This is a genomic window from Microvenator marinus (assembly GCF_007993755.1).
In the GTDB taxonomy this organism is placed as follows: Bacteria; Myxococcota_A; Bradymonadia; order Bradymonadales; family Bradymonadaceae; genus Allomicrovenator; species Allomicrovenator marinus.
The window spans coordinates 4017822-4042032 of sequence record NZ_CP042467.1 but is presented as its reverse complement, the minus strand read 5'-3'; the positions used below and the strand labels follow the sequence as shown (position 1 = coordinate 4042032).

Annotated in this window: 24 protein-coding genes; 15 read left to right on the top strand and 9 right to left on the bottom strand. The window is 55.5% G+C overall.

Annotated features, from left to right (window positions below):
- Nucleotides 1-2 precede the first annotated feature (2 nt).
- The 7 genes from FRD01_RS16695 (at nucleotide 3) to FRD01_RS16665 (ending at nucleotide 5120) form a co-directional block, all read left to right on the top strand.
- Entirely contained in the window at nucleotides 3-1019 is a 1017-nt protein-coding gene (locus FRD01_RS16695; RefSeq protein ID WP_146961640.1) for a hypothetical protein, read from the top strand.
- 6 nt (nucleotides 1020-1025) lie between these two features.
- Entirely contained in the window at nucleotides 1026-2063 is a 1038-nt protein-coding gene (locus FRD01_RS16690) for an RCC1-like domain-containing protein (RefSeq protein ID WP_146961638.1), read from the top strand.
- The gene (locus tag FRD01_RS16685; RefSeq protein WP_146961636.1) at nucleotides 2060-2605 is read left to right on the top strand and encodes a hypothetical protein; all 546 of its coding nucleotides are present in this window, start codon (nucleotides 2060-2062) and stop codon (nucleotides 2603-2605) included. Before FRD01_RS16690 ends, FRD01_RS16685 begins: the two co-directional genes overlap by 4 nt.
- Nucleotides 2606-3084: 479 nt before the next feature.
- Nucleotides 3085-3300, top strand: a complete 216-nt coding sequence (locus FRD01_RS16680; RefSeq protein WP_146961635.1) for a hypothetical protein — start codon at nucleotides 3085-3087, stop codon at nucleotides 3298-3300.
- A gap of 383 nt (nucleotides 3301-3683) precedes the next feature.
- The gene (locus FRD01_RS16675) at nucleotides 3684-4223 is read left to right on the top strand and encodes a barstar family protein (protein ID WP_249755690.1); all 540 of its coding nucleotides are present in this window, start codon (nucleotides 3684-3686) and stop codon (nucleotides 4221-4223) included.
- Between the two features lie 98 nt (nucleotides 4224-4321).
- The gene (locus FRD01_RS16670) at nucleotides 4322-4837 is read left to right on the top strand and encodes a hypothetical protein (RefSeq protein ID WP_146961631.1); all 516 of its coding nucleotides are present in this window, start codon (nucleotides 4322-4324) and stop codon (nucleotides 4835-4837) included.
- A 1-nt stretch (nucleotide 4838) separates the two neighbouring features.
- Complete coding sequence (locus FRD01_RS16665; RefSeq protein ID WP_146961630.1) at nucleotides 4839-5120, top strand: hypothetical protein; 282 nt, start codon at nucleotides 4839-4841, stop codon at nucleotides 5118-5120.
- 7 nt (nucleotides 5121-5127) lie between these two features.
- Here FRD01_RS16665 and FRD01_RS16660 read toward each other — a convergent pair whose 3' ends face one another.
- The gene (locus tag FRD01_RS16660; protein WP_146961628.1) at nucleotides 5128-5688 is read right to left on the bottom strand and encodes a hypothetical protein; all 561 of its coding nucleotides are present in this window, start codon (nucleotides 5686-5688) and stop codon (nucleotides 5128-5130) included.
- Between the two features lie 198 nt (nucleotides 5689-5886).
- Here FRD01_RS16660 and FRD01_RS16655 point away from each other — a divergent pair, with 198 nt between their 5' ends.
- Entirely contained in the window at nucleotides 5887-7059 is a 1173-nt protein-coding gene (locus tag FRD01_RS16655) for an ATP-binding protein (protein WP_146961626.1), read from the top strand.
- On the opposite strand, the gene FRD01_RS16650 is transcribed toward FRD01_RS16655, so the two are convergent.
- From FRD01_RS16650 to FRD01_RS16635, 4 genes are read right to left on the bottom strand one after another with little or no spacing between them, the layout of a single operon-like run.
- Entirely contained in the window at nucleotides 6995-7936 is a 942-nt protein-coding gene (locus FRD01_RS16650; protein WP_146961625.1) for a CapA family protein, read from the bottom strand. The genes FRD01_RS16655 and FRD01_RS16650 overlap by 65 nt on opposite strands.
- Nucleotides 7936-9078 (bottom strand): esterase/lipase family protein, encoded by a 1143-nt coding sequence (locus tag FRD01_RS16645; RefSeq protein WP_146961623.1) that lies wholly within the window; start codon nucleotides 9076-9078, stop codon nucleotides 7936-7938. The genes FRD01_RS16650 and FRD01_RS16645 overlap by 1 nt, the downstream gene beginning before the upstream one ends.
- Nucleotides 9078-9980 carry a hypothetical protein gene (locus tag FRD01_RS16640; protein ID WP_146961621.1) on the bottom strand — a complete coding sequence of 301 codons (903 nt, stop codon included), beginning with the start codon at nucleotides 9978-9980 and terminating at the stop codon, nucleotides 9078-9080. The genes FRD01_RS16645 and FRD01_RS16640 overlap by 1 nt, the downstream gene beginning before the upstream one ends.
- A gap of 8 nt (nucleotides 9981-9988) precedes the next feature.
- A complete protein-coding gene (locus tag FRD01_RS16635) occupies nucleotides 9989-10804 on the bottom strand; it encodes an SDR family oxidoreductase (protein WP_146961619.1) in 816 nt (271 codons plus the stop codon).
- A 266-nt stretch (nucleotides 10805-11070) separates the two neighbouring features.
- Here FRD01_RS16635 and FRD01_RS16630 point away from each other — a divergent pair, with 266 nt between their 5' ends.
- The 6 genes from FRD01_RS16630 to FRD01_RS16605 are packed head-to-tail and all read left to right on the top strand — an operon-like array spanning nucleotide 11071 to nucleotide 17026.
- A complete protein-coding gene (locus FRD01_RS16630) occupies nucleotides 11071-11793 on the top strand; it encodes a hypothetical protein (RefSeq protein ID WP_146961618.1) in 723 nt (240 codons plus the stop codon).
- An 18-nt stretch (nucleotides 11794-11811) separates the two neighbouring features.
- Nucleotides 11812-12867, top strand: a complete 1056-nt coding sequence (locus FRD01_RS16625; RefSeq protein ID WP_146961617.1) for a MopE-related protein — start codon at nucleotides 11812-11814, stop codon at nucleotides 12865-12867.
- A 10-nt stretch (nucleotides 12868-12877) separates the two neighbouring features.
- Nucleotides 12878-13663 carry a hypothetical protein gene (locus tag FRD01_RS16620; RefSeq protein ID WP_146961615.1) on the top strand — a complete coding sequence of 262 codons (786 nt, stop codon included), beginning with the start codon at nucleotides 12878-12880 and terminating at the stop codon, nucleotides 13661-13663.
- A gap of 21 nt (nucleotides 13664-13684) precedes the next feature.
- Entirely contained in the window at nucleotides 13685-15061 is a 1377-nt protein-coding gene (locus FRD01_RS16615; RefSeq protein WP_146961613.1) for a GspE/PulE/PilB domain-containing protein, read from the top strand.
- A 7-nt stretch (nucleotides 15062-15068) separates the two neighbouring features.
- Nucleotides 15069-16184, top strand: a complete 1116-nt coding sequence (queG, locus tag FRD01_RS16610) for a tRNA epoxyqueuosine(34) reductase QueG (protein WP_146961611.1) — start codon at nucleotides 15069-15071, stop codon at nucleotides 16182-16184.
- A complete protein-coding gene (locus FRD01_RS16605) occupies nucleotides 16181-17026 on the top strand; it encodes an N-formylglutamate amidohydrolase (protein WP_146961609.1) in 846 nt (281 codons plus the stop codon). The genes queG and FRD01_RS16605 overlap by 4 nt, the downstream gene beginning before the upstream one ends.
- A gap of 16 nt (nucleotides 17027-17042) precedes the next feature.
- Here FRD01_RS16605 and FRD01_RS16600 read toward each other — a convergent pair whose 3' ends face one another.
- Complete coding sequence (locus tag FRD01_RS16600; protein WP_146961607.1) at nucleotides 17043-20771, bottom strand: serine/threonine-protein kinase; 3729 nt, start codon at nucleotides 20769-20771, stop codon at nucleotides 17043-17045.
- Nucleotides 20772-20839: 68 nt separating this feature from the next.
- On the bottom strand, nucleotides 20840-21922 hold the full coding sequence (locus FRD01_RS16595; protein WP_146961605.1) for a peptidylprolyl isomerase: 1083 nt from the start codon (nucleotides 21920-21922) through the stop codon (nucleotides 20840-20842).
- A gap of 149 nt (nucleotides 21923-22071) precedes the next feature.
- Here FRD01_RS16595 and FRD01_RS16590 point away from each other — a divergent pair, with 149 nt between their 5' ends.
- Entirely contained in the window at nucleotides 22072-23058 is a 987-nt protein-coding gene (locus tag FRD01_RS16590; protein ID WP_146961603.1) for a malate dehydrogenase, read from the top strand.
- 3 nt (nucleotides 23059-23061) lie between these two features.
- Here FRD01_RS16590 and FRD01_RS16585 read toward each other — a convergent pair whose 3' ends face one another.
- Together FRD01_RS16585 and FRD01_RS16580 are read right to left on the bottom strand one after the other, a co-directional pair.
- Nucleotides 23062-23712: a radical SAM protein gene (locus tag FRD01_RS16585; RefSeq protein WP_146961601.1), complete on the bottom strand. Its 651-nt coding sequence runs from the start codon at nucleotides 23710-23712 to the stop codon at nucleotides 23062-23064.
- 33 nt (nucleotides 23713-23745) lie between these two features.
- A complete protein-coding gene (locus FRD01_RS16580) occupies nucleotides 23746-24021 on the bottom strand; it encodes an HU family DNA-binding protein (protein WP_146961599.1) in 276 nt (91 codons plus the stop codon).
- Nucleotides 24022-24211: the final 190 nt, after the last annotated feature.

Below are 24211 nucleotides of genomic sequence, written 5' to 3'. Positions count from 1 at the left end.
GGATGCACCTCCTTTGTATCAATCTTGCGGTAATAGCTTTGGGCTCTTTTGCTGCGGCCTGCCAGGGTTGTGAGCAACGCCAGTTGAATCAAGCTCTCGAGCTCAAGGTTAAGGGTGTCGTGACTTGCGTGAATATTGGTGACTCTTCGACTTGCTTTGGAGGTCTTCAGCCCGAGCTCTGGGACGGCGCCGGCCTACCTGGTGTTCCCATCTCGTTTCATCGGCCAGACAAGACGGTCGCGATGGTTGCTCCCTACCAAATCTGTCTCGAGGACGGCACGTGTTATGGGGACGCTCGAATGGGTTCATTGGCCGCGGCCGAGGCGGTGCTTCAGCAGATCGATATGCGCACGGTGACGGAATTGGCCGCTGACATCAACATTGTTTGCTGGCGAGATACATCGGGCGAAGTCGAGTGTCGCGGTGAGGCTGAAGGAGTCCGAGCCCCCAAACAAAAATACAAAGATATCGTCATGTACAGCCAGACCATTTGCGGTTCGGTGGACGGAGCTACCCAGTGCGAATCACTCTTGGCGGACACTCAGAATGAAGGCCCGGGGTCTCTGCGGTGGGAGGGTTTTGAGCGGCCACAGATGTCGGAAACCTTGCTTTGTGCACGCAAGATCAATGAGCCTGGAGAGGTGCGATGTAGATTTGAAGAGGGCCCTCAGATCACCCTTGAGCGGGTAAAGGAGTACGGCGCCGGCGAGTTAGCGTGTTTCAACTTCGGAAAACGGGTTGAGTGCCGTTCGAAGCATGGTGACGTTTCAAGATTTGACGTTGAGGTCCACTCATTGGCCGTCGGCACCAATCACTTCTGTGGAATCACGACAAACGGCGAGCTCCTGTGTCGGTATCTCAACGACAAGATCCAAACGACGGTGCGAGAGAATCGTCAGCTCGAATTCTTATCCCTTGAGTCGTGGAAGGAGGTGCATCGACCCCGGTCAAAAATCTCGTTTCCAACAGTGCAAGATAAATCTCATGGCCCTTGGATAGAAGCTTCTGAGCAGGAATGACGACGAATGGAGATGCTTTGGAATCACATCAAGAAATGGGCAGTTTTCCCGTTGCTCATGACGGCGGTTGGATGCAGTGAAGCGAAGAAAACAACGCCAATTGAGCTGATGACATCTGGCATCATCACCTGCGTCAATCAAGGGGGCGGAACCACGTGTTTCGCGGGTCGATATCCCGCGTCTTGGGATGGGAAATCAATGCCGGATGCGCCGATTGTGTTCCATCGCCCTGAGGTGAGAACTCGAGCTGTCGGGCCTGCGACGATTTGTCTGGAGAACGGCGAGTGCTTTGGAGATCCCTCGTTCGGATCATTGGAAGCCGCGGAAATCATTCTTCAACCACCTGAGTTCGGAACAAGTCAGGTGTCCTCAAGCTGGAATCTGATGTGCTGGATGGACGCGGCTGGAAAGCCAGAATGTTGGGGCCACCGCTGGGGTCTATCGTCTGGGTTATCGCGTGAAGAGCTTCGACGCTTTTCAGGTCACTACTTGGACATATCGGTTAGTAACCATAGCTTGTGTGGCTCAACGTCCACCGGAGTAAGCTGTGAGCCGCTATCCATCTACGCCAATGACTACGAGGGGCTCTTTTTGGAGTTCGAAGGTTTCGAGGCTCCTTGTCAGGATGAACTCTACGTCTGTGCGCGAAAGGTGGGGTCACCATCGGATGTGACGTGTTGGTTTGCTCTACCGCCTGAAGAAGCCATGAGACTAAACGACGCATATGGGGTGTATCCGAGGGTGGTCAAAAAGAGCGTGGTAGAATACTCGTGCGGGGGGAAGGCTTGCCTGAATTTCGGGGATCGCGTGGAGTGCTATTCGCACGAAAACATGGACGGGGATCGCTACGATGTGAAAGTCAGAGAGCTCTCGGCCGGAAACTTTCATTTTTGTGGAGTGACCGAAGGAAACGAGGTTATGTGTCGTGATTGGGGCGATATGCCGGCTAATTTCTACGAAAAACATCGGAGCATCGAACTCTTGTCGCTTGAATCCTGGCGAGAGTTGGAGTCGAGCAAGGCACTGAAGGATGGGAAGAAATGACAATGACGCTCAACTTGGAGGAGTTCTTAACTTTGGGCGAGTTCTCGGTTTTGGGATCAGTTCCTCACCGTGAGAAAGTACGAGCGATTTTGGGCCCCCCCGACGACCAGGGTGTGGGTAAGAACTCAAATTTACTCTGGCGCTACGGGCCCGTGGAGTTTCACTTTTCTCAAGAGGGCAAAACCAAACTGATTTACGTTGACCACTTTCACATGGAATTCCCCCGCATTGACTTGTGGTTCTTCCAATCAGGAATAACGATGACGGAGGTGATAGAAGGATTGCGCGCCAAGGCCTTAGGCTTTTCAATTGATGGTGAAAACACAATCACGACAGAAAAAGGCATTGTGATCGACTTCTTCGATAGTGGAGCCATTCATGCGCTTTGGCTGGAGTTCGAATCACCAACGCGCAAAAAACAAATCAGCCTATCGTTGGATCATGAACGATATTCCAAACTGCGTAAACGGTCGGAAGAAAGTCGCAAATCCATGTCAGAAATAGTAGCCAAAATCGTCGAAGCAGAGATCGACCAATGGTGAGCCATTTGGATGATGAAGATATGCTTCGGAGCGTTCGTCGGTTTTGGATGTCAGAACCAAGGTCGAATGTGCGAGTAGTTTTGGAATGGTCGTTGTGGAAGGTGATAGAACTATGGGCTCGGTATTTAAGCCTGAGCCTCGCCGACTCAGGAACGCGCTATGAGTTCTTAATGACCACGGGCGCTCGCCCGGAGAGCGCGACCCCTGAGGTGTTTCTCACCCTATCCAGTAAACTCGCTGCTCACACGTCAACAAGTTGTGGGTTGGTGCCCATCACGATGTCGAGCTCAGACATGTATATGTTGACACTGATGTCAAACCAGAGCGTACGCACGGCGAGTCGAGAAGGCTTTCATGTTGGTCTTGCACTTTCTCTATGTGTGCCGTGTGTTTTTGAACTTTGCAATCGGGTCCTGGTTGCAAACTTGGCTGGTTGTGAAGGAAGCACGTAGTGCCGATGCTCCAGACGAAGGCACCTGATGACTCTCCTTTCGCCCGAAGACATCCGGCTTTGCAGCGCTGGATTGGCATTCGTAAAAATGCACTTCGACTACGAAATCTCCAACCCTCAACTCTTCCCAGTTTGTCCGACCGATGTCGATGACCTGCTTAAGAAGTTTGGCGGCTGGTCCAGTCCTACGCGTGAGTTCGGACGCCGTACCGTGTCCATTGGCTTCGAGGAAGATGGGCCTTAGCATCAAAACTCTTGTCGTTGGCAACTGGCAAGGAGAACCAAGAGCTTCCCTCGTCTGACGTGCCTCTGATAGTAGAATTTTCGCCGCAAGAGATTGAAGTTCTAGCCCTCCAAGTTTGAGCGTCATGTACTTGGACTCTCGCTGAAGGTATCGCTGGACGCCCATCTTAGAGGTGTCCAAAGTTACTTTGGGATTCTCGTCGAGTATGATGTTTTTGGAGTTGATCTTTTCCACTACGTCGATCTTGTCGGAAAGTTGCTCGGTTGCACAGAAGATTAAGGGCACGCCTAGGTCTTCAAGATGATGAGTATGTTTGCGATGCATGTCCACGTGGACGTAAAAAGGCGGAGGTAGGCGGATTGGAAGCACCCTGGATTCACATCTTGTACGACGTTAGGAGTCTTCATCAGCTTGAGGATTTTGTGGGAACGCAGTTTCCAAAGGTGGCGCTCAAACCGCTGATAGACGGCAGAGAAACCACAAGCCTTGCGAGATTCTACGAGGAGGTTTTCAAGGCGGCGCCGTTGGTCAACCAATTCGGAGCCAATCCAGATGCCCTGATCGACTTGATTCGCACATTTGGCTGGGGAGGCTACGCAGGAAAGCAACATGTGCTGTCTTGGTTCCAACCCGAGGCCTTCCTGACCAGAGAACCTTTGGCGTTCGAAATGGTGCTGGACATAATTGTCGGCGTTTCCAAAGAACTCTTGGTTGGGGAGGAACTCGACCCCACGTTTGATCCAAACGACGAAAGAGATTGGGTTTCGACTCGCCTCGATGTCGTTTTCGCCTGCAATCGTGAGGTCGATGCAATAGCCATAAGTGAGCTGGCCCAAAACCTATCGGATACCTGGCGAGACGAGTTTAAGTCACTTGAGATACCAATTGAAATGATGCGCAGCCCTAGGCTTAGATCAGAATAGGAAGACATGGTGAATCTAGAAATGGATGCTGGTCGTTGCGGCGGCAACTGAGGCAAAGAAGATAATTTGGAAGCATGCCGAGTTTGTAGAATACAGCCATGAAGACGATTGATGGCCTATACATCATGTGGAGATTTAGCGGTGAAGCAGGGAATCCGTTCGAGGAAGTCTTTGGACTCATCTTTTATGGGTATTGGGTGGAGGGTTTCGACGTCTCAATAGTCGATGAAATCGGGACCTTCCGAGAGATCTGGTCGGACGGATTGGTAGAGATTCTTCCCAGGTATTGGGAAGGCGCTAACAATGCGAATCTCGCGATTGAAGTTAGGTTTGAGCGTGTAGATTCGACACGGTGGCTGAAGAATGTCGAGCACTCCTTAAGGTGGTTCACCGCACGCGGGGCTGAGATTGCTTGGTGTGGCGGTGAAGATTGTACTCAATCGATCGATGTCATCGTGTCTGATACCTCGCCTGGAGATGTCTACGCCGCCTACTCAGATCACGCTGGATTTCATTGTCTTGCAGACCTCCATGCGGAATTGATTGGGCTATCAAGCCGCGAAATCGATATGTTGCGGGACAAACTGCGATCGCGCAGCCAGATAGGAGTCTGAAATGAAGGTTACGATCGAAGAATTGAGAACTCTGTCTCTCTCTTTGTTTGAAGCTCTCGAGAGTGAAATTGGGAACGAAGAAATAGAGGTTGAATGGCCTCTCTATTGGGACGTGCCAAACATTCAACGGTACAATGCGTACGCTGAACCCACTGATTTGACTCTTGGTAATTTGGAGGAGGATTGGGAGGCGGTGAACCGCATGGCAGACGGAACGGATGCTCCGGTTCGTTACGGCTTGGTCTGGTTGGCTTCTGTTTTCAGATATGTTGGCGGAAAGTGATACGGGGTCATTCGCTGACCGGCGTGTTGCAAGCCGCACCGCCCCAGCCCGGTTTACAGACACATTGGTACGCCTCCAACACTGGGGAACCTCCGCCCAGGTAGCGACCCGCGCAGGCACCGTTTTCTCCGCAATCCGCGCAGCGCGCGTCGAACTCGGCTACCCAGCTTGAGTACGGGTAATCGCTCCAGGCCTCTGTCAGGTTGGGCACCGTGTTGCACGTCACGGCAGGCGTTTTTGCATGCTTGTTCCCGGCCGGGCTGCAGGCGCCGCGTCCCCACATTTCGTCGGGGAAATCCCCGCCTGCGTAGAATCGTCGGTCGTGCAACGACGAGATTGTGTTGGCCCCCTCATCGTCGCAATTTCGGCCGCGGACATCCAGGTGGAGGAACTCCTCACCCCAGCGATTGCTCACGGTCAGATCGCCAAAGTCGATCACCCAGCTTGGGTCGATATCTGAGTCGCCGTTCCCGTCGTTGTTCGTATCGAGCGACACCTCGTAGAAATAGTTCTCGACGGGCACGACAGGGAGCGAGAAACCTTGTTTGTCGTCCGTGATGTTCACCATCGACCAAGTCCGTGGCACCCATATCACCAGCATTATTGGAGCTCGCATCCATCTCGTCGTTTGGGTCTACAACCGTGTCGCCGCCACAGGCCCAAATCATCCTAGAAATTTCGATGTCATAGATCGATTTTTCAAGGAACTTGACGCTTTTTCGGGATTAACCTAGAAATATCGAAGCCTCACTTCGAGTTTTCAAGAATGACTGCGCATATCAACCGCCATCAAGAATTCTTGCGGGTGAAACAGTTGCTGGAGCAGTTCCCAGTTGTCGCGTTGATTGGGCCACGGCAAGTTGGGAAAACGACTCTCGCGCTTCAAATCGCTGAACTGCAAACCCAATGGCATCATTTTGACTTGGAGGACCCGCGCGATATGGCTCGGCTGGCGGAACCAAGCCTCGCTCTTCGTCCACTCGAGGGTCTCGTAATCATTGACGAGATTCAACTCAAGCCCGACTTGTTTCCTTTGCTTCGGGTGCTCGCTGATCGCACGTCTAGCAACGCGCGATTCTTGGTTCTGGGCAGCGCCTCACCGGCCCTGATTCAGGATGGGTCTGAGTCTCTGGCTGGCCGAATCGCGTTCCATCAGCTCCGGGGATTTTCTCTGGCAGAAGTTGGCGAGTCTCGCTTGGAGGATCTTTGGCTGCGCGGTGGATTCCCACGTTCAACATTGGCCTCGGATGATGACGCCAGTGCGGAGTGGCGAGAACAGTTCATTCAGACTTTTGTTCAGCGCGACCTTCCGCAGTTGGGCTTTACGCAATCCTCGGCGACCATCAGCCGTTTCTGGGCGATGCTGGCGCACTATCACGGCCAGACGCTGAACTATTCGGAGTTAGGCCGCTCGTTGGGGCTTGCCGATAACACGGTTCGTAGCTACATCGACATCCTTGAATCGACCTTCATGGTTCGTTTGCTTCAACCCTGGTTCGAAAATATCTCGAAACGACAGGTGAAGTCACCGAAGCTCTATATGACAGATTCGGGGATTTTCCATTCACTCATGGGTATCGACACCTGGGTTGGATTGCAACGCCACCCCAAGCTCGGTGCATCTTGGGAGGGGTTTGCTTTGATGGAGGTATTGCGGGCATTTCCGAGGCATCAGGCCTACTTTTGGGCCACCCATGCCGGTGCCGAGTTGGACCTTCTTTTGGTGCGCGGAGAAGAGCGTTTGGGCTATGAATTCAAACGCTCAGACAGCCCGTCTACATCGAAGTCAATGCATATTGCGATTGACGACCTGCAGCTCAGGCACCTCACGGTTGTTCATGCGGGTGAGGCGACATTTCCATTGGCCGAGAACATCACAGCCCAGGCGTTGCGCGAGTTCCCTGATAAGAGGCGCGCAAGAGACCTGGCGGACCATTAGGATCGGGCGCAAAGAGGAGGGTCAATACCAGACCATTTTTCTGAGCGGAGCGCTGCTGGTTGCTGATGAAGTTTCCGAGCGAATAGGTCAGGTGCCTGCCGTCTTTTGTTTCGGACGGTTGCACGACGTGTGGATGATGTCCCACCACTGCGGTGGCGACCTCCAGCGCTTTCTTGGCAAATTTCCGTTGCTCGTAGGTGGGCTTCTCGGTGTTCTCGGCGCCCCAATGGGGAAACACGATCAAGGCGGCATCATGCGTCTTGGCGGCCTTTGAGGCGCGCTGCAGGCCGAGGTCGGTACAGATTTCAATGCCGCGTGGCTCCGGTCTAGATGGGTATAGATTGCGGAAAACACAGGCGTAAAAGGCGAAGTTGGCACCGTTGATTTTCTGGATGTGTAGGGGGCTATGCGCTGTGTGTCCGGCATGATACATGCCGGCCTTCTTTATGGCATCCAGGGTCATTTCAAGGCCGAGTTCGCCGCGATCGAGGGCGTGGTTATTGGCTACGCCGAGGAGGTCGATTCCGAGTAATTTTAGTTCCGCGAGCAGCTTTGGGTGTGCGTTGAATCTTGGGAAATCCGTATACACCTCGCCGTCAAAATGAGCGGGATCCTGACGGATTTTGCCGTCGATTGCCAGGCCTTGAGCCACTGGTGTTTCGAGATTCGCCACTACGAAATCGGCGGCGTCAAGATGCGGTTTGATGTCCGCGTGGATTCTGACGTCATCCGCAAAGACCCGGCGTTGCACCTTGGCGTGAGGAATGATGTCACCGAGGAACACGATTCGAATCTCAGCGGGCTTTGGTTTGGGTTCGGCGCTGGCGAGCGGGGTCAAGAGCAATAGGACGAGGGAGATGCGGGCTCTGAGTTTCATCAGGCGAAGCCGGTACCAGCGCGACCGGAATCCGCGATGAAAGCCGCAACACGGGTCCAGAGGTCCTCGAACTCCACACGGGTAAACTCCGAGCTCGACTTTAGCCAGTCGATATGTGGCGGATGGTGTTCAACCGCGTCAAAATGCCCGCAAACGTCCAGGTGGTCGCCCTGCCCTACGTAGATGACTTCGCCCCACGGATGCGAGAGAGTTGGCACTACGCCGTCTGTGAAGCGAGGCGTGGGCCGCGTGCCGTAGGCGGCTTCCATGGCGTAGTCGTGGTCTTCTGGGAGCCGAACGTCATCAAATCCGCGGCTCGCGAGCGTGTACATGGCGGTGTAGAGGGCGTGGGTTGCGAGGGCGTAGGGATGCCAGCCGACGTGTCTGAGCGAGCTTAAGCCGGGCTTGGGCGCGGCCATGATGACGCAGCCATAACGGGTCTCAAAACGATTCAGAACCCGGTCGTTAAAGGCGGCCATATTCTCTGGGCGCAGGTCTGAGATCAGGGTTCTGTCGTCTAAGATGAGCTTTAGGAACCCGCGGATTTTGGCCTGTTTTTCGGCGTCAAAATCGTCGAGGAGGCCGTCGTAGATCTGGTCGATGATGGTGTTATCAAAGCCCACCACGTCGTCGAGTTTTGTGAGGATGCCCCCCAGAGCAATCAAGGCACCAAGTGGCAATTTGCCAAATTGCATGGTGTAGATGGTGGTGAGGCTCATCAGATAGAGGAGGTGATGGCCGGAGACGGAGTCGAAGAAATTGGCCATCGGTGTGCCGCGATGGGGCGAACACACGGAAACCACTGATTTTACGCGCTCCAGGGTGGACTCGCGCGCATCAAGGTCCACGCCTGGCAAGTCCGCAGGTGAAACCAAAAGCCTTGCATCCACGCCACCGGTTGAGTGGCCGACGATATGCAGCTCGCCACCGGAATCATTGGCCTGGACGGCCTCGAGGAGTTTGGCGGCACGCCGCTCGATACTCGATGTAGGCAAGGTGGCCACTGCGTGAATATTCGCCTGAATGCCCTCTTGATTGAGGTGGCGTTCGAGACATTCACGCACGTGGTGGAAGTAGGTGATTCCGCCCACATTTGCGAACCCGAAGAATCCCGGGACGAGGAAGATATCTGCCTTTCGCATCACTTCTTCATGGAATCGTCGAGAAGTTCTTGGTCGTAATCTTTGAGCATGATTTTGAGGGCCGCATCGAGCACCGGCTCGGAGCCGTCGGCGAGTCGCCTCATCCAGAATCCAGCGAGCGCGAAGTGCGAGCGGTTGGAATCGAGACCGGCCAACATGCCAAGGTTCTTCTTGGTGGCGAAGTCTTTGTAGAACGGCACCAGGCTCTCTCCCTTGGCCTTCTCAGCTTCGAACTCTGCGAGCACTTCGTCTTTGCCAAGCGTGCGGATGGCCTTGTGAGTCATGACCCATTCGTAGACGATTGGACGCACCACCGGATAGACGTCTTTGGCTTGGACACCGAGCAAGCTCGCGTCAGGCTTGACGTAGAGTGCATCGATGGTGTTCTTGAGCGCCTTTGGATCGAGAGCACCGTCGCCCTTGAAGACGTCTTCAGTGGAGAAAGGCTTGAGGAGCGTGTTGTAGAACGGGACGCGGCACTCAGCACCGCAAACATTGGGGATGCTAAGTTCTTCTCTCAGGGAGAAGAAGATGAGATTTTGTGCGCCCATATACCCGATATAGAGAGGCTTGGTATTGGGCTTTTGGGCGTTGCCTCCGTGGACTAGGACAGCGCGCTCCATGGCTTCGTCTTGGACGAGCGAGGCTCTAGTCATGACCTGGTAGAGCGCGGACTCTCGGAACTGAGTCGCATCGCCTGAAGTCAGCATTTTCACGCGTTCTTCCGCGGACTTGTTGCTGAGCTCTTCACCGATAAATGCGGGTTCCTGGACTTCAGGAGCCGGGGCTTCCTTCTGGACCTCAGGGGTTTTGGTTGCCGAGTTATTTGTCTCGGGCTCGTCCTTCTTACAACCGCCGATGGCAACGGCTCCAATCAATCCAACTAAAAATGCTCGCCTCATCGTCAACCTCAAAGAAAAAAGTCTGGTAAAGGCTCGGTGCCTGGCGTCACGAGATACTTCTCGAAGTCGGCCACACCTGATTGCCTTAGCACATCTTCGTCTACAAAAAAGTTACCATTACACTCGGCTTGTGGGCGAGTGAGGATTTGGTATGCGGCATCCGCCATGATTTCTGGGGTACGGCTGGCTTTGATGACCTCGTCGCCCCCGAGTAGGTTTTGTACGGCAGCCGTGGCGATCACGGTCTTGGGCCATAGTGCGTTGACGCCGACTCTGCCGTTGAACTCCTCTGCCATTCCTAAAACGCACATGCTCATTCCGTATTTTGCCATGGTGTAGGCCACGTGAGGGCCGAACCAACGGGGCTCCATATTGAGCGGCGGAGAGATGTTGAGGACGTGCGGGTTTTGGGCCTTAAGCAGGTGCGGAAGACAGATTTTGGTGGTCAGGAAGGTGCCACGAGTATTGATGGAATGCATCAGGTCGTAGCGCTTCATGTCCACCTGGAGCGTGCCGCGGAGGTCGATGGCGCTCGCGTTGTTGATACAGATGTCGATGCCACCGAATTTGGCGACGGCCGCATCCACAGCGGCCTGAATCTGTTCTTCGTATCGGATGTCTACCTGCACTGGGAGCGCTTGGCCTCCGGCCTGCTCGACGTCTTTTGCGGCGGTGTAGATGGTGCCGTCGAGCTTTGGGTGGGGCTCCACGGTTTTAGCTGCGATGACGATGTTGGCACCGTCTTGTGCGGCTCGGGTGGCGATCGCCAGTCCGATGCCTCGGCTTGCACCCGTAATAAAGATCGTCTTACCGCTCAGGCTCATTCGCGCACCTCTTAAGTTAGAGAGGACGCATCAGAAACCCCACGCTGGAAGATGTCAAGCCGAGTACCCATCCAAAAAAAATGAACTAATTTCGCAACACTTCTCCAAATCGTCCGAAAATAGGTTTGTGGGCCTTATTTTTTGAGGAGGAGAAAATGGATGATGAACGGAAAATTCATAATCGACATGAAAGATGGTGTTTGGAGGTGGCACTACCGTTTTGTGGTCGTGTCAATCGGCACCATGTTTTTAGGCAGTATTTGGTAGTGGACGCTACGTTATACCTCAACAAGCCGCTGGAGATTTGGGCGGATTTGGCACCTCATTTAGTACATCGAAAGATTCTGGTTGAGCATTTTTCGAACTCTGTGAGTACCGCCGACTTCATGTCCTGCCAGGAGAAGATTGCGCATGCTTCGAAGGTGTTTGAAAGCACGGCTTTGAAGCACCGTGGAGAAGAAAGGTCGCCATCTATGGTTATCCTTTCTCATAGAAAGCCCGAGAAACTACTGAGCTATCCTGACTTCTTTGAGAGTACGGATACGCCTGGAATCTGGGTTAGAAAGCCACTAGATCTCGCGTGCATCTTCTTGGTCTCGACCACGAGACTTCCGGAGGACGAACGATATGACTGGTTGAGGATGTCGACCAGAGTGCCCGAGCGGAAACAAGAGTTTGACCGGGCAAATGCTTTGATAGAACGAGTAAATTTAGATAATCTCACCAAAGAGAGAGTTCAGGAGGCGATGATGGATATGACCATAGATGGAAGACACCCAATCGAGTTTAAGAATGAGTTCAAGAGCTTGAAACGTAGCTATCGAGCGCTTGAGCAAGAGCTCGAAGAGTATCGCAGGCGGGCCGAGGAAGCGAAGGTGCAGGCTGAATCCTTGTTGAAAAAGAATGAGGAGACAGTACAACAACTGGTCAAGGAAGTGGGTGCGTTGCGCCAAGAACTCGAGAAGATGAAGTCCCAAGAGAACCTGTGACGGGTGTTAGGAGTATTAGTGTCCAGAAAATCCGTGTGGTTCGTAGTCGTACTTTTAACCTTTCAAATGTTGGGGTGTGGGTCGGATGAGGCTGGTGCCGGGCCTGAGTGTGGTCTAGACGAGCGCTATAATCCGATCTTAGACGCCTGCGAGCCCGCGCGCACGCTCATGAATAACACTGACGATATGGGCGAAGACGTCTCGGACGAAGTCGATATGGGGGAGAATCCCGAGCCGGATATGTCTCAATCAGATATGCCCGAAGAAGACAGTGGTCCCGACTTGCCTGACGGTCTGACGTGTTTGACGGATTTGGACGGCGATGGTCATTACGCCATAGAGTGCGGTGGTGATGATTGTGATGACACCAACCGGAGCCGTAGCCCCAGTGCGACCGAGCTTTGCGACCGCATCGACAACGACTGCAATGACGAGATCAACGACGGCATCGATTGTTCGTTCTACGCCCACTCGAACACCAAGTTGTATCGCATCGACCCGTTCAAGTTCACGACGCAAGAGCTCGGCAGTGTGCCTGGGCTCTTTGATATCGATACACATCCCGACGGCACGCTCTACGGCCTGACGTCGAGCCAACTCTACACTTACGACCCGCAGTCCAGCATGTGGACGGCGTTCCCGAACGAATTGGGCGTTAACCTCGGCACAGCGAATGGCATGGCCATTGACGAAGATGGGACGGCTTATGTGACCGGAGGAAACACGCTCTACACGGTAGACTTGACCAACGGGAGCGCCACGGCGGTAGGCTCTGGCAATTACAACTCAAGCGGGGATACGGTCATCACAAAACAAGGCGTGTTGTACATGACTTCTTCGAGGACGTTGAATACGGATACGTTGGTGCTCGTCGAGGGTAGTGATGGTAGTGGTGACCTTGTGGGCGCGACGAACCATCGAGGAATATGGGGTCTGACGGCCGCATGGGGCGATGTTTATGGATTGACGGAAGACGGTGAGTTGATTGCGATCGACTCGCAAACTGGTGCCAGCACGCTGATTCACCAGTTTGGAATTTCGTTCTATGGCGCCGCCAGTACCCCGAACCGATAAGGCGACTTCGATGCACATTTTGCTCGTGATTCTTGCAAGCCTCGCGCTTTCGTGTGGCCAGAACATTCCCCCTCCAGACAATGCCATCGAGGACCCTGAGTTGCTCCGAGGTGGCGTGGATACTCGGCTTGAGTCGGTGGATTCGGCGCGATTTAAGGACGTGGTTTTTGACTATTTTGGAGACGGCGAGCGGCTCAAAGTCCGGCAGCTTATCTTGGTCTCGAAGCCCACGTATTTGCGGGTGCAAACGCGTATGCCCGGCAGTGAGGAAATCGTTAGCCTGCTCGTCTCCGACGGCACCGATTTCGCGATGCACCGACGCGATACGAACGAGTATTTCTCAGGGCCATCCACGCGTCAGAATATCGGTAAACTACTTCCAGTTGATCTCTCGGCGGCTGACGTGGCGCGGGTAATGTTGGGCGGGGCGCCATGGGATAGGCTCGACTCCGGCACTGGCCCGGCCGAGCTGAGCTGGGATCGCTCTCGAGGGCACTACAAGTACTCGGTGAATCTTTCCGAGGGCGGCTCGATGAGCATCTGGGTCCGGCACACTGATTTTGCGGTGATCGAGGCCGAGGAGCGGGACGCGAGTGGCGCGGTGGCCTATCAGTACACGACCGATGATTGGAAGAATTTTGGAGGGGTCTCGCTTCCTGAGTATCGCCGGTTTGTTTGGCCGTCTCGTGACCTTGACTTCTCGATGGACGTGAACGAAACTCAGCTTAACGTTGAACTCCCAGAACACCTTTTCACTCTGGACCCGCCGCCAGGCAGCATAGAGCGCCGACTCTAGGGTCTACAAGGATGCGGTCGAATGATCGACGATTCAGAACTCGCTCAAGGCATTTTGGAGGCGGGGCTCGTCGACCGCGACGTGCTGATGGAGGTGGCTCACCATCGGAGCTCGGAGCGCAATCTCTACTACACCCTTTTGGACCGTCAAGTCGTCGAAGAGCGAGATTTGGTGCGGCTGGCCGGGAAGATTCTCAACGTCCCAACGGTACGGCTTGAGCGAATTTCGATCGAACCCGAGGTTCTAGATATGGTGCCGGCCTCGATGGCGAATCGAAATCGCGTCATTCCGTTGAGCATCGAGAAGGAAGGTGGCGAGAAACGCCTGGTTCTGGGCATGATCGACCCTATCGACGTGCTTGCGATGGACGAAGTTTCCACGCATACCGGCATTGATATCCGGCCCGTTTTAGTGGGGCCAACGGAGCTCGAAGCCGCGCTGATCAAGGTCTACACGCGCCGGCGAAGTGCCGATGCTGAGATCCCCATCCCCGAGATGCCGGTCGCTGAGATCAATGCGGTGGACCCGAACGACCCGTTCTCGGATATCGGGGAACTCGCCCTCGAGGCCATTGATAATGCGGGCTGGGAGGAGTTCTTTGACTCTGCGGCGGAGGTTTCCGTGGAGGATAGCGCGGTCATCTCGCAAGACATGAGGGATAGGCCGGCGAGCGGCGTTTTTGAAGTCGGTGAAGATGATGAGGACGGTATTCCGTCGATCGATATGATCGAGATGGTGCCAGCGACATCGCAAGGCAAGGAAGACCCTCTGGACGAGTGGGAGGTGGATGACGCGATTACCAACACACCGACCAATAAGGTGGACGCCGTCACGCAGCGGCGCGCCGGTAAATCTCAGATCGTGAGCGCGGCTGACGCCATGAACCTCTTCGCGGACCCGCCCGCCGAGGACGACGAGGATGTTGGCGAGCCCACGGAGCGCAAATCGTTCGATGAGTTATCGGAGTCGAACGTGCTGGAGAAGACCGGCAAGACCACGGTGGGCATTGGTGTGGCGCATTTGGATGAGAGCGCCGCTGGCCGCGCAGCGCTGCGCGCACCCAAGGCCAAGACAGCTCATACGGACCGACTCAAGCGAGACGAGGGAAAGAAGCGTTCCGATACAGACTACGGTGAGTTGGGACGCCAAATCTTGAAGTCTGAGATCGAAAAAGACGCCGAGAAGGAAACCGATGTTCGCGAAGGCGAAGGCGAAGACCCGAAGACCGAACGAAAATCCGACGATAAGAAGACGGACCTGAAGTCCATTGCGATTCCGGATGATGCGGATTTGCGGCTAGTGCTCCAGGGTCTGGTCAACACTCTGCTCGAGAAAGAAGTCGTGGATTCTAAGACCATTCGAGATATATTGGCCTTGGCTAAATCTCCTCGTCGCTAAGTGCGCCATGTCACTCGCCCAAAAGATTGTGGACCGTGCAGAAGAGCTTGGGTTCAGCTCCGCAGCGATCATTCCCGCAGCCACAATACCCAACCACGAACCCCTTTTTGACTGGCTTCATGAGGGAAGACACGGCTTGATGGGGTATATGGAGCGGTATCAGGACCTGCGGGTGAATCCGGCCGTTTTGGAGCCTGGTACGCAATCGGTTGTGGTGCTGACCACAAATTACGCGAGCTCGAGCGACGTGCTCCCGGGTGGCCTGAGAGTGGCTCGGTACGCGCATAACGACGATTACCACGACGTGCTTCGCGAGCGGATGCAGGAGCTCGCGGCGTTTATTCATGCGGAGACAGGCGCTGCCGTAGGCACGCGACCGGCCGTAGATTCGGCGCCCTTGTTGGAACGTCCGCTCGCGGCGGCTGCTGGGCTCGGCTGGATTGGCAAACACTCGTTGTTATTGCACCGCGAGAGGGGCTCGTGGGTGATCCTCTCTGAGCTCCTGGTGGACATTGAGATTCCAACTTCCGTGCCCGAGCCCTATCAGGCGCGTTGTGGTTCATGCACAGCGTGTATCGATGCTTGTCCAACCGGTGCGATTATCTCGCCGTTCGTGCTGGATGCGAGGCGTTGCATCTCGTACCTGACGATTGAGTTGAAGGGGCCGATTCCAAGGGAGCTTCGACCCAAGATCGGCGACCACCTCTTTGGATGTGATATCTGCCAGGACGTCTGCCCGTGGAATCGCGGCGTGGAGGTCCATCAGGACCCTGCCTTCAGCGCGCGCCCGGGGCTTGCCAACCTGACCATTCAAGAACTCATCTCCATGACTCAGGAGGAGTTCTCTCGGGTGTTTAAGGGCTCGCCGTTGAAACGCTCGAAACGAAGGGGGCTTTTAAGGAACGCGGCGGTCGTGCTAGGCAACATGCGCGCGGCCGAGGACCTCGATTTGTTGGTGACGCGGCTTCGCGAGGAGCCCGAGGAGCTTGTCCGCGGTCATCTTGCGTGGGCCATCGGCAGGTACGGGTCCAAGGAGGCCGCAGCGGCGTTGCAGAGTGCCGAGACGGCCGAGAGTTCGCCCTATGTTTTGGAAGAGATACGAGTTGCGCTGGAGTCGATATGAGTAAGTATTTTGAAATTAGGCGCCCCACGGAGCAGCGAATACCGGTGCTGGTGGATGTACCTCATGCCGGAGAGTGGATTCCGGACGAGGTGATGGATGAGATGGTGGTCGGCGGCCAGACCCTGAAGCGCGACCTCGACCTCTATGTGGATGAGATTTGGGAGGAGACGCCGGATTTTGGTGCCACGCTGATTTTCTCCAAAGTTTCGCGCTACGTGGTGGACCTCAACCGCGCCGATGACGACGTGTCTCCGAAGACGGTTCAGGGTGCTACGCGCGTGGATGCGCCGGGTTATTATCATGACCGAGGCGTCGTCTGGCGCACCACTACGGACGGAACGCCGGTGATGGGAAGTGCGATGAGTCGTGAGGCGTTCGAGCGCCGGATCGCGACCTTTCACACGCCCTACCATCGCGCGATTGCCGAGGAGATCGAGCGGATCCGCCAGCAGTTCGGCTTTTGTATTCTGGTGGACGGGCACTCGATGCCTTCGATGGGCCGTTCTGGGCATAGCGACCCTGGCGCGCGGCGTGCCGACATTGTGCCTGGCGACGTGGATGGTACCTCGTGTGACCCAGTCGTGACGCGGATTATCGAGCGGCACTTCAAATCTGCAGGTTATTCCGTCAAGACGAATGTGCCCTACAAAGGGGGCTGGATTACGCGCTCGTTCGGGCGCCCTTCTCTTGGTGTGCACGCCATCCAAATCGAGCTCAATCGCGACCTCTACATGAACGAGATGACGTTTACTCGGCGGCCTACTCCGATGCAGTTGCTCGCGCAGACGTGCGTCGGGGTGTTGCCGAAACTCGGTGAGTTGAAGCTGGATTTGGTCCTGTAAACGAGGGCTGCGCGGTTTAGGTCCTGCCCAACATGGCCCAAGCTTCTTCGGCGAGGTTGTCCAAATCGAGAGCCACAGCGGGGTCGCGCGGATTTACCAAGACGCTCAAGCGCTCCAAGGCAGTGGCGAAGCTCTCTTGTGAGATCGGGACCTGCGAGACGGTCTCGAAGACTTGCCGCAAAATCTCGTCCACTTCGGTGTGTTCAGCCAACATCTCCTGAGCCAACGCGAGCAAGGCCAGGGCCTGAATCTTTCCGGCCACGTGCCCCATTTCATCGAATGTTTCGACCACCGAACGGAACGTCGAAGACGCCTGCTGCACGTTCTGGAGCTCCAATTCGACGCGACCCGCAAGAAGCCTACAAAACGCAGCACCTACGCGGTCCCCGATGGAGCGGTACCCTTCGGCAGCATCACGGACCAGCGCCTGTGTCTCCTTGTGTTTTTGAATAGAGAACGCGAGCTCAGCGAGGCGGTGCTTACAAAGAGTGGTGCCCCTTCGGTCCTCAAATGCCTCGTAGAGACGGTGAGCCTCGCGGTATTTATTGGCAGCCTCTTTGAAATCACCGCGCGCCCACGCGAGACGCCCGAGCATAAGGAATCCCTCGGCTTGTGCGTGGCGCTTTCCGAGCTCTTCATAAATCTTGATGGCAGCCTGAGTATGTTCTTCGACTCGCCCAGGCTGTCCGATGCGCCGTAGATAGGTGGCCGTGTGCATATGCGACTCGGCCAGGACCTCTTTGTCGTTGAGTGATTCCGCGAGCATGGTGGCACGTCGCCTGTAGATCTCGGCTTTTTCAGGAGCCCCAAGGCTCCACTCAACGTCCGCCAGACGCCTCAGAATGTCTCCTTCAAGGCGCCGGACTTGCTCTTGCTGCGCGAGTTCCAACGCGCTTGGAAGCACCTGCCCCGCCTGTTGGAGTTCGCCGCGCAAGAGATGGACGTGTCCTTTGCCGAAGAGCGCCTGAGCCTCGAGGGTCTGCCGTGTGGACGTCTCCATGATTTGAGAAGCTTCCCGCAGCGCGGCCTCGAACCAACCGTAGGCCTCATCGAGGTCACCCTGCCTGAGTGCCAAATCGCCGAGCCCCCAACGTGCGCCAGCGGAAACGGCCTTTGACGGCGAGCGCAAGAGACCGCGGAAATGCTCGCGAGCTTTCTCATATTCGTCGATTTTGACTTCGATATGCGCGACTTCGAGCATGACCTCTTCGGAGCGCATGACCGCAGAAATCTCTTGAAGGCCCTGGTCTTCCGCACCGAACTCATCCTCAACGGATGCGTCCTTTTCGGCGAGGAGCATCGCCTCGCGAAAGAGCCTGATAGCGGTTTCGAGGTCGCTCGACGCCATAGCCGCGCGGGCCGCCTTGAGGGTAAAAGCGTAGACGCCTTTGGGGTGACGTGCTCGGCGATAATGCTCGGCGATCTCCAGTCCGTGCTGCGCAGCGCGATTGCCAAAGAACTGGATTTTGGTCTCGGCCGCGAGGATATGAAGCCCGCGCTGTGAGCGTTTGCCGTCCATATCGTACAAGAGCACATCGCGCATCAAGGAGTGATTGAACTCCAAAATATCTTCGCCGCTATGCCCGACCTCCCGAAACACGCTATCGCGCACCAGATATTCGAGGTCGGCGTCGAGGTTCTTGATGACACGTTGGTCGGCCTCGGCCAGCGCAAAATTTCTGAGCAGACGGTAGTCGAACCTCGCGCCGATGATGGCGCAGCGGTCGAGCAAAGCCTTTAGTCTTACCGGGTCGGGATGACGCGACGCTACACGTTCGACGCGATAGCGCATCAAATCGCCGAGTTCTTGCGGGACCTCTCGGTCGAGCTCTACGTCCGCCTGGAGCCGCCATTTTCCTTCTTCGAATCGAAGCTTTTCGCTCTCTTGAAGGTATTTGACGATCTGAGTGATGTGGAGCGGGTTTCCGCCCGCGCGCCGAGCCACGCGACGCGCCAGCGGTTCGTCCAATGGCAGGATTTTTTGCACGAGTTCGGTCGCCTCATCGTTGTCGAGGATTCCGAGTTGGATTCGCAGCAACTCACCGCCAAACCTGCTGATCCGGCCGAGGGAGTCTTTGAGCTCTGTGACACCGAGCAGGTTTTCGGAGTTGATGGTCGCGACCAGCATGATGGGGTCAGGATTGAGATGCAGCCCCACCACAAGGTGCTCGATGAACGCAAACGTGGTTTCACCGGCGTGGTGAAGATTCTCGAGGATTAGCAGGAGTGCCCGTTCATTCGAGGCACGCCGGAAGACGCGCTCTACTGCGGCAAAAACACGTTCCTGCTGAGATATCCGGTCCTGAACCGGCCCGGAGATATTGAAGAGCATGGCGTCACCGCCAGGCTGCATCAGGCGCGCAACGGTATCGATCTCCTCGGGGCTGAAATCCCATTTTGTAAGTCTGGACTCGATGACGTAGGGCACCTCATCGTAGGGGACCTCGGAGGTGCCCAGAATCTGGTCGATAATCGACCGGACACCGTCAAAACCTCCGCCGTTCTGGGAGTCCGCACCGAGCGCAGAGCGCATGATGCCTGCCTCGTCCACGCGAACCTGAATCCATTGGGCGAGCCTGGACTTGCCAATGCCTCCCTCGCCTTCGATGGTCACAAGACAGGGCTCGCGCTGCGCCACGCAGCGGCGAATACGCTCTTCCATGAGTCGGCGTTCGGTCTGGCGACCCACGAGTGGGGCCAGTGAAGATTGGATGCCCGGGCGGCTTGCACCGAGCATCGCCGCGGGCGGCATCGTTTGGCCACCAAATCTCGAGAGGAAGCTCGCCCCGGACATATTGCCGCGGGAAAACTGCGAGATATCCCCAAACGCAGGCCCTTGCATCCAGGGCACAAAACTATAGTTCCCGATGATGGTCTGAATCTCTTCGCGGACCTCATTCGCCGTCTGGTAGCGCTCGTCTGGGTCTTTTGCGAGGAGTTTGTAGATGATCGCCTCGAATTCCGACGGGATTTCGGCGCCGTCTCGGACGTGAAGCTGAGGGATCGGCTCCTTGAGGTGCCCCTTCATGACGAGGCGCGGGTCGTCGCCCGGATAGGGCGGCTTGCCAGCGAGAATCTCGAAGAGGATCACCCCAAGGGCGTAGAGATCGACTCTTGGATCGACGGGTTTTCGCCGGAAGATCTCGGGCGCCATATAGCGCGGCGTGCCCATGATGACGCGACTCTGGACCTCTCCTTCTTCGTCGTCGAGGCCCCCCGGCGCATTCTGGAGGCTGAGCTCGCCCTCTTGCGTAGCGGCGAGCCCGAAATCCACGAGCTTGATGACTTCGCGGCCCTCGTCGTCGGCTGTGATGAGCACGTTCGAGGGCTTTAGGTCGCGGTGGATGATGGCGCGCGCGTGTGCCGCCGAGAGCGCACTTAGAATCTGATCGGTGATCGAGAGCAGGCGCAGAAGGTCGATCTCGGTGCGCTTGAGCGTGGTCAGGGCGCTGCCGTTGACGAGCTCCATCGCAAGCCAGAGCGAGCGTTCGTCGTCGTCGGTGCCGAAGTCGTAAACCGCGGCGATGTGGGGGTGATTTAGCCGCGCAACGGCGCGCGCTTCTCTGCCGAACCGTCGGCGCGCCCTAGGGGTAAAGGCGACCTCCGAGTGCAAAACTTTGAGGGCAACTTCGCGGTCAAGCGACTGCTGAAGTGCCCTGTAGACCGCTCCCATGCCGCCTTCACCGATTCTTTCCAGAATGATAAATCGGCCAGCGACCGCGGCTCCCTCGTCGTACTCCGTCATCGACGAACCATCAGCAAAAGTGGCTTTTTCAACTCTCTTTTGACTCTATATCAGAGCGCGGGTTCTGACTACTTAATGTTCTCAGAGTGAATTTCGATCGTAGCCTTCTCCTTGAGATCAGCCACGTAAGCTTCCACAGCTTCGCGCATGGTCTGAGCTTTGAACTGTTGGGTCAGCCGCTCTTCGACTTCTTCGAAAGGCACCATGCCAGCATCACGCTTTTCTTCGACCTTGATGATATGCCAGCCAAAAGGCGTTCGGACCGGCTCGCTGACCTCACCTTTTTTGAGGGCGAACATGGGATCTTCGAACTCCGGCACGGTGGTGCCGCGAGGCACAAAGCCCAAATCTCCGCCATTGGCTTTGGTGGGGCCTTCGGAATGTTTGGTGGCAAGGGCGGCAAAATCTGCTTTAGCCTTTGAGGCGTCTTTAAAGACCACGTCGGCCTTCTTCTTAGCTTCCGCCCACATTTCCTCTGACGCACCTGGGTCGACCTTGAAGAGTATGTGGCGGGCTTTGACAGACTCGGGCTGCTCGAACTGCTCAGGGTTTTCGTCATAGTAGCGCCGCACGTCTTCTTTGGACGGCTCGGCCATGCCGCGTTTGACGAGTACTTTCTCAATAGCGATCGCTTCGACCACGGACGCGTCGAGCTCTTCGCGCGTGATACCGAGCTGCTGGACCAAATCATCGAGCGAGGCGCCAGATTGCTGTGCAGCGAGCGCGAACTCAGTCTGGATCTCGTCGAGTTTGGCCTTCTTCTCAGCGTCTGTGACCTCCACGTTTTCAGCCTTGAGCGAGGCCTTCATGAGTTCACGCTCGATCAGCTTTTGCACGATCGTGTCCTTATAACGCCCCGCAAGTGCAGGCGGCATACCCGACTTCAAGACACGCATGATCTCGGAGTTAAATTGCTCAGCCGAGATCTCGGTATTGTTCACAGTAGCCACGGGACCCGTGGCGCTCGGGATCTCTTTGTTGGTGACGCTCGCGTCCTCAGGAGCAGGGGTTTCCTGAGCGTTTGCATCCTCAGTAGTCTTGGGCGCATCTTGTGTGGAGCGGTAGTTGACCGGGTCTGAGTTTTCCGGAATGTCTGGAGAAGAAGCACAGCCGGCAGCTAGCAAGAGCGCCAAAACGATTAGATGTTTCATTTGTTCAATCCTTTTCCTATCAAGCCTTATTTGGGCTCACGATTAACACTTGAACAGGATTCTTCGCAAATCTGTTCACGAAATCCTCACATTGATCTATGGTCCGCCCGACATTGTTCCCTCACCTTTGAAAAAGACAGGAGAAATCTATGACCACACCGGTAAGAGTTGCAGTCACCGGAGCCGCAGGCGCCATTTGTTATTCAATGCTTTTCCGCATCGCTGCGGGCGAGATGCTCGGCAAAGACACGCCGATCATTCTTCAGCTGATCGAAATTCCTCAAGCGATGCAGGCCCTTTCGGGCGTGGTCATGGAGCTCGACGATTGTGCGTTCCCACTGCTTCACGGCGTTGAGATCACCGACGATGCCAACAAGGGCTTCAAGGACGCCAACGTCGCCATTTTGGTGGGTGGACGTCCGCGTGGACCAGGTATGTTGCGCTCGGACTTGATCCAGGCCAACGGCCCGATCTTCACCACGCAGGGCAAAGCCATCAACGACAACGCAGCCGACGATATCCGCGTGGTTGTGGTTGGAAACCCATGCAATACCAACGCTCTGATCGCCATGCACAATGCGCCAGACGTGCCGCGTGAGCGTTTCACCGCCATGACGCGCCTCGACGAAAACCGCGCCAAGACTCAGCTTGCACGTAAAGCTGGTGTTTTGGTGAGCGAAGTCACCAACGTGGGTATCTGGGGTAACCACTCCAACACCATGTTCCCGAGCTTCGAGCAGATCAAGATCGGCGGAAAGGCAGCAACCGATGTGATCACCGACCGTGAATGGCTCGAAGGCGAATTCATGAAGACGGTTCAGTTGCGCGGTAAGGCGATTATCGATGCACGTGGTGCGTCGTCGGCAGCAAGCGCTGGAAACGCCGCCATTGACCATATCCGCGATTGGTCGCGCCCAACCCCTGCCGGGGACTGGATTTCGATGGCGGTGCCTTCACAAGGGCAATACGGCATCGAGGAAGGCCTGATGTACTCATTCCCCGTGCGCTGTGATGGCAAAGGTGGATACGAGATCGTGGAGGGTCTGGACCTCAGCGATTACGCGATGGAGAAAATCCGCGCGACTGAGACCGAGCTCAAAGAAGAGCGCGATGTGGTCAAAGACTTGTTGAAATAAGTCTTATTCGACACTCAAGAATTTATGGATTTGAAGGCCGAGCCGCACGTTGAGGCCGTCTTCGAGAATCCAATTTGCGAGAGCGTTGCCATCCATCTGACCGTGAACCGGTGAAAAGATGACGTGGCAGCGCTCTTCGAGTTTATGCTCGCGAACTTTGTCGCGTGCCCACTCGTAGTCGGCCTGGTCGAGGATGACGATTTTGACTTCGTCGGTGGGTTTAAGGTGCTCGAGATTCGCCCAGAGGTTTCGTTTTTCCTCTGAGCTGCCGGGCGCCTTAAGGTCCATGATGATGTGCACACGAGGATCGATCTTGGAGATATCGAGCGAACCCGATGTCTCGATCATGACCTCGTAGCCGGCATCCGCAAATGCCGTCATCAGCGGGTGAACCGTGGGCTGAAGAAGCGGCTCGCCGCCCGTAATCTCGACGAGTTTCGTCGGATACTTACCAACCTCGGCCATCACATCATCAAACGTAAACTTCTCGCCGCCCTTGAAGGAGTAAGTGGTATCGCACCACGTACACCTCAAGTTGCACCGAGAAAGACGCACGAAGACACAAGGACGCCCACTGGCACGACCTTCGCCCTGAATACTATAAAAAATCTCAGTCAATCGAACGAGAGACTGAGTTTCTTGGGAAGCTGACATTTCAAAACCCGGAAAAACGACCGGGAGAGCGTATCAGGAATCGACGCGATCCCGAAGCTCTTTGCCGGCCTTGAAGTGCACGGTCTTTTTCTCATCGACCTCGACGGTTGCGCCAGTTCGAGGATTGCGGCCCTTCTTAGCGCGATGTTCGCGGATGGAGAAGCTACCAAATCCACGAATTTCAATGCGCTCATCTTCGAGGAGAGCATCCTTCATGGAATCAAAAACGGCGTTGACCACGTCTTCAGCGCGTTTCTTTGGGACATCAATTTTAGTAGAAATTGTTTCAATAAGTTCTGATTTCGTCATTGGAATCCTCTTGCTGCATGTGACAACCACTGACGATTGAACCGTAAGAGGTACGGCTCGCGTGGGTGGCGGTATGTCTCATGGAAAGACCACTTCTGTCAACATGTTGCCAGAGCAACCCGGAAAAATAACGTCCTTTTTTTGCGCAAATTCTGTGCAAAATTAATCCGACAAATCCCCCCGACCTAAT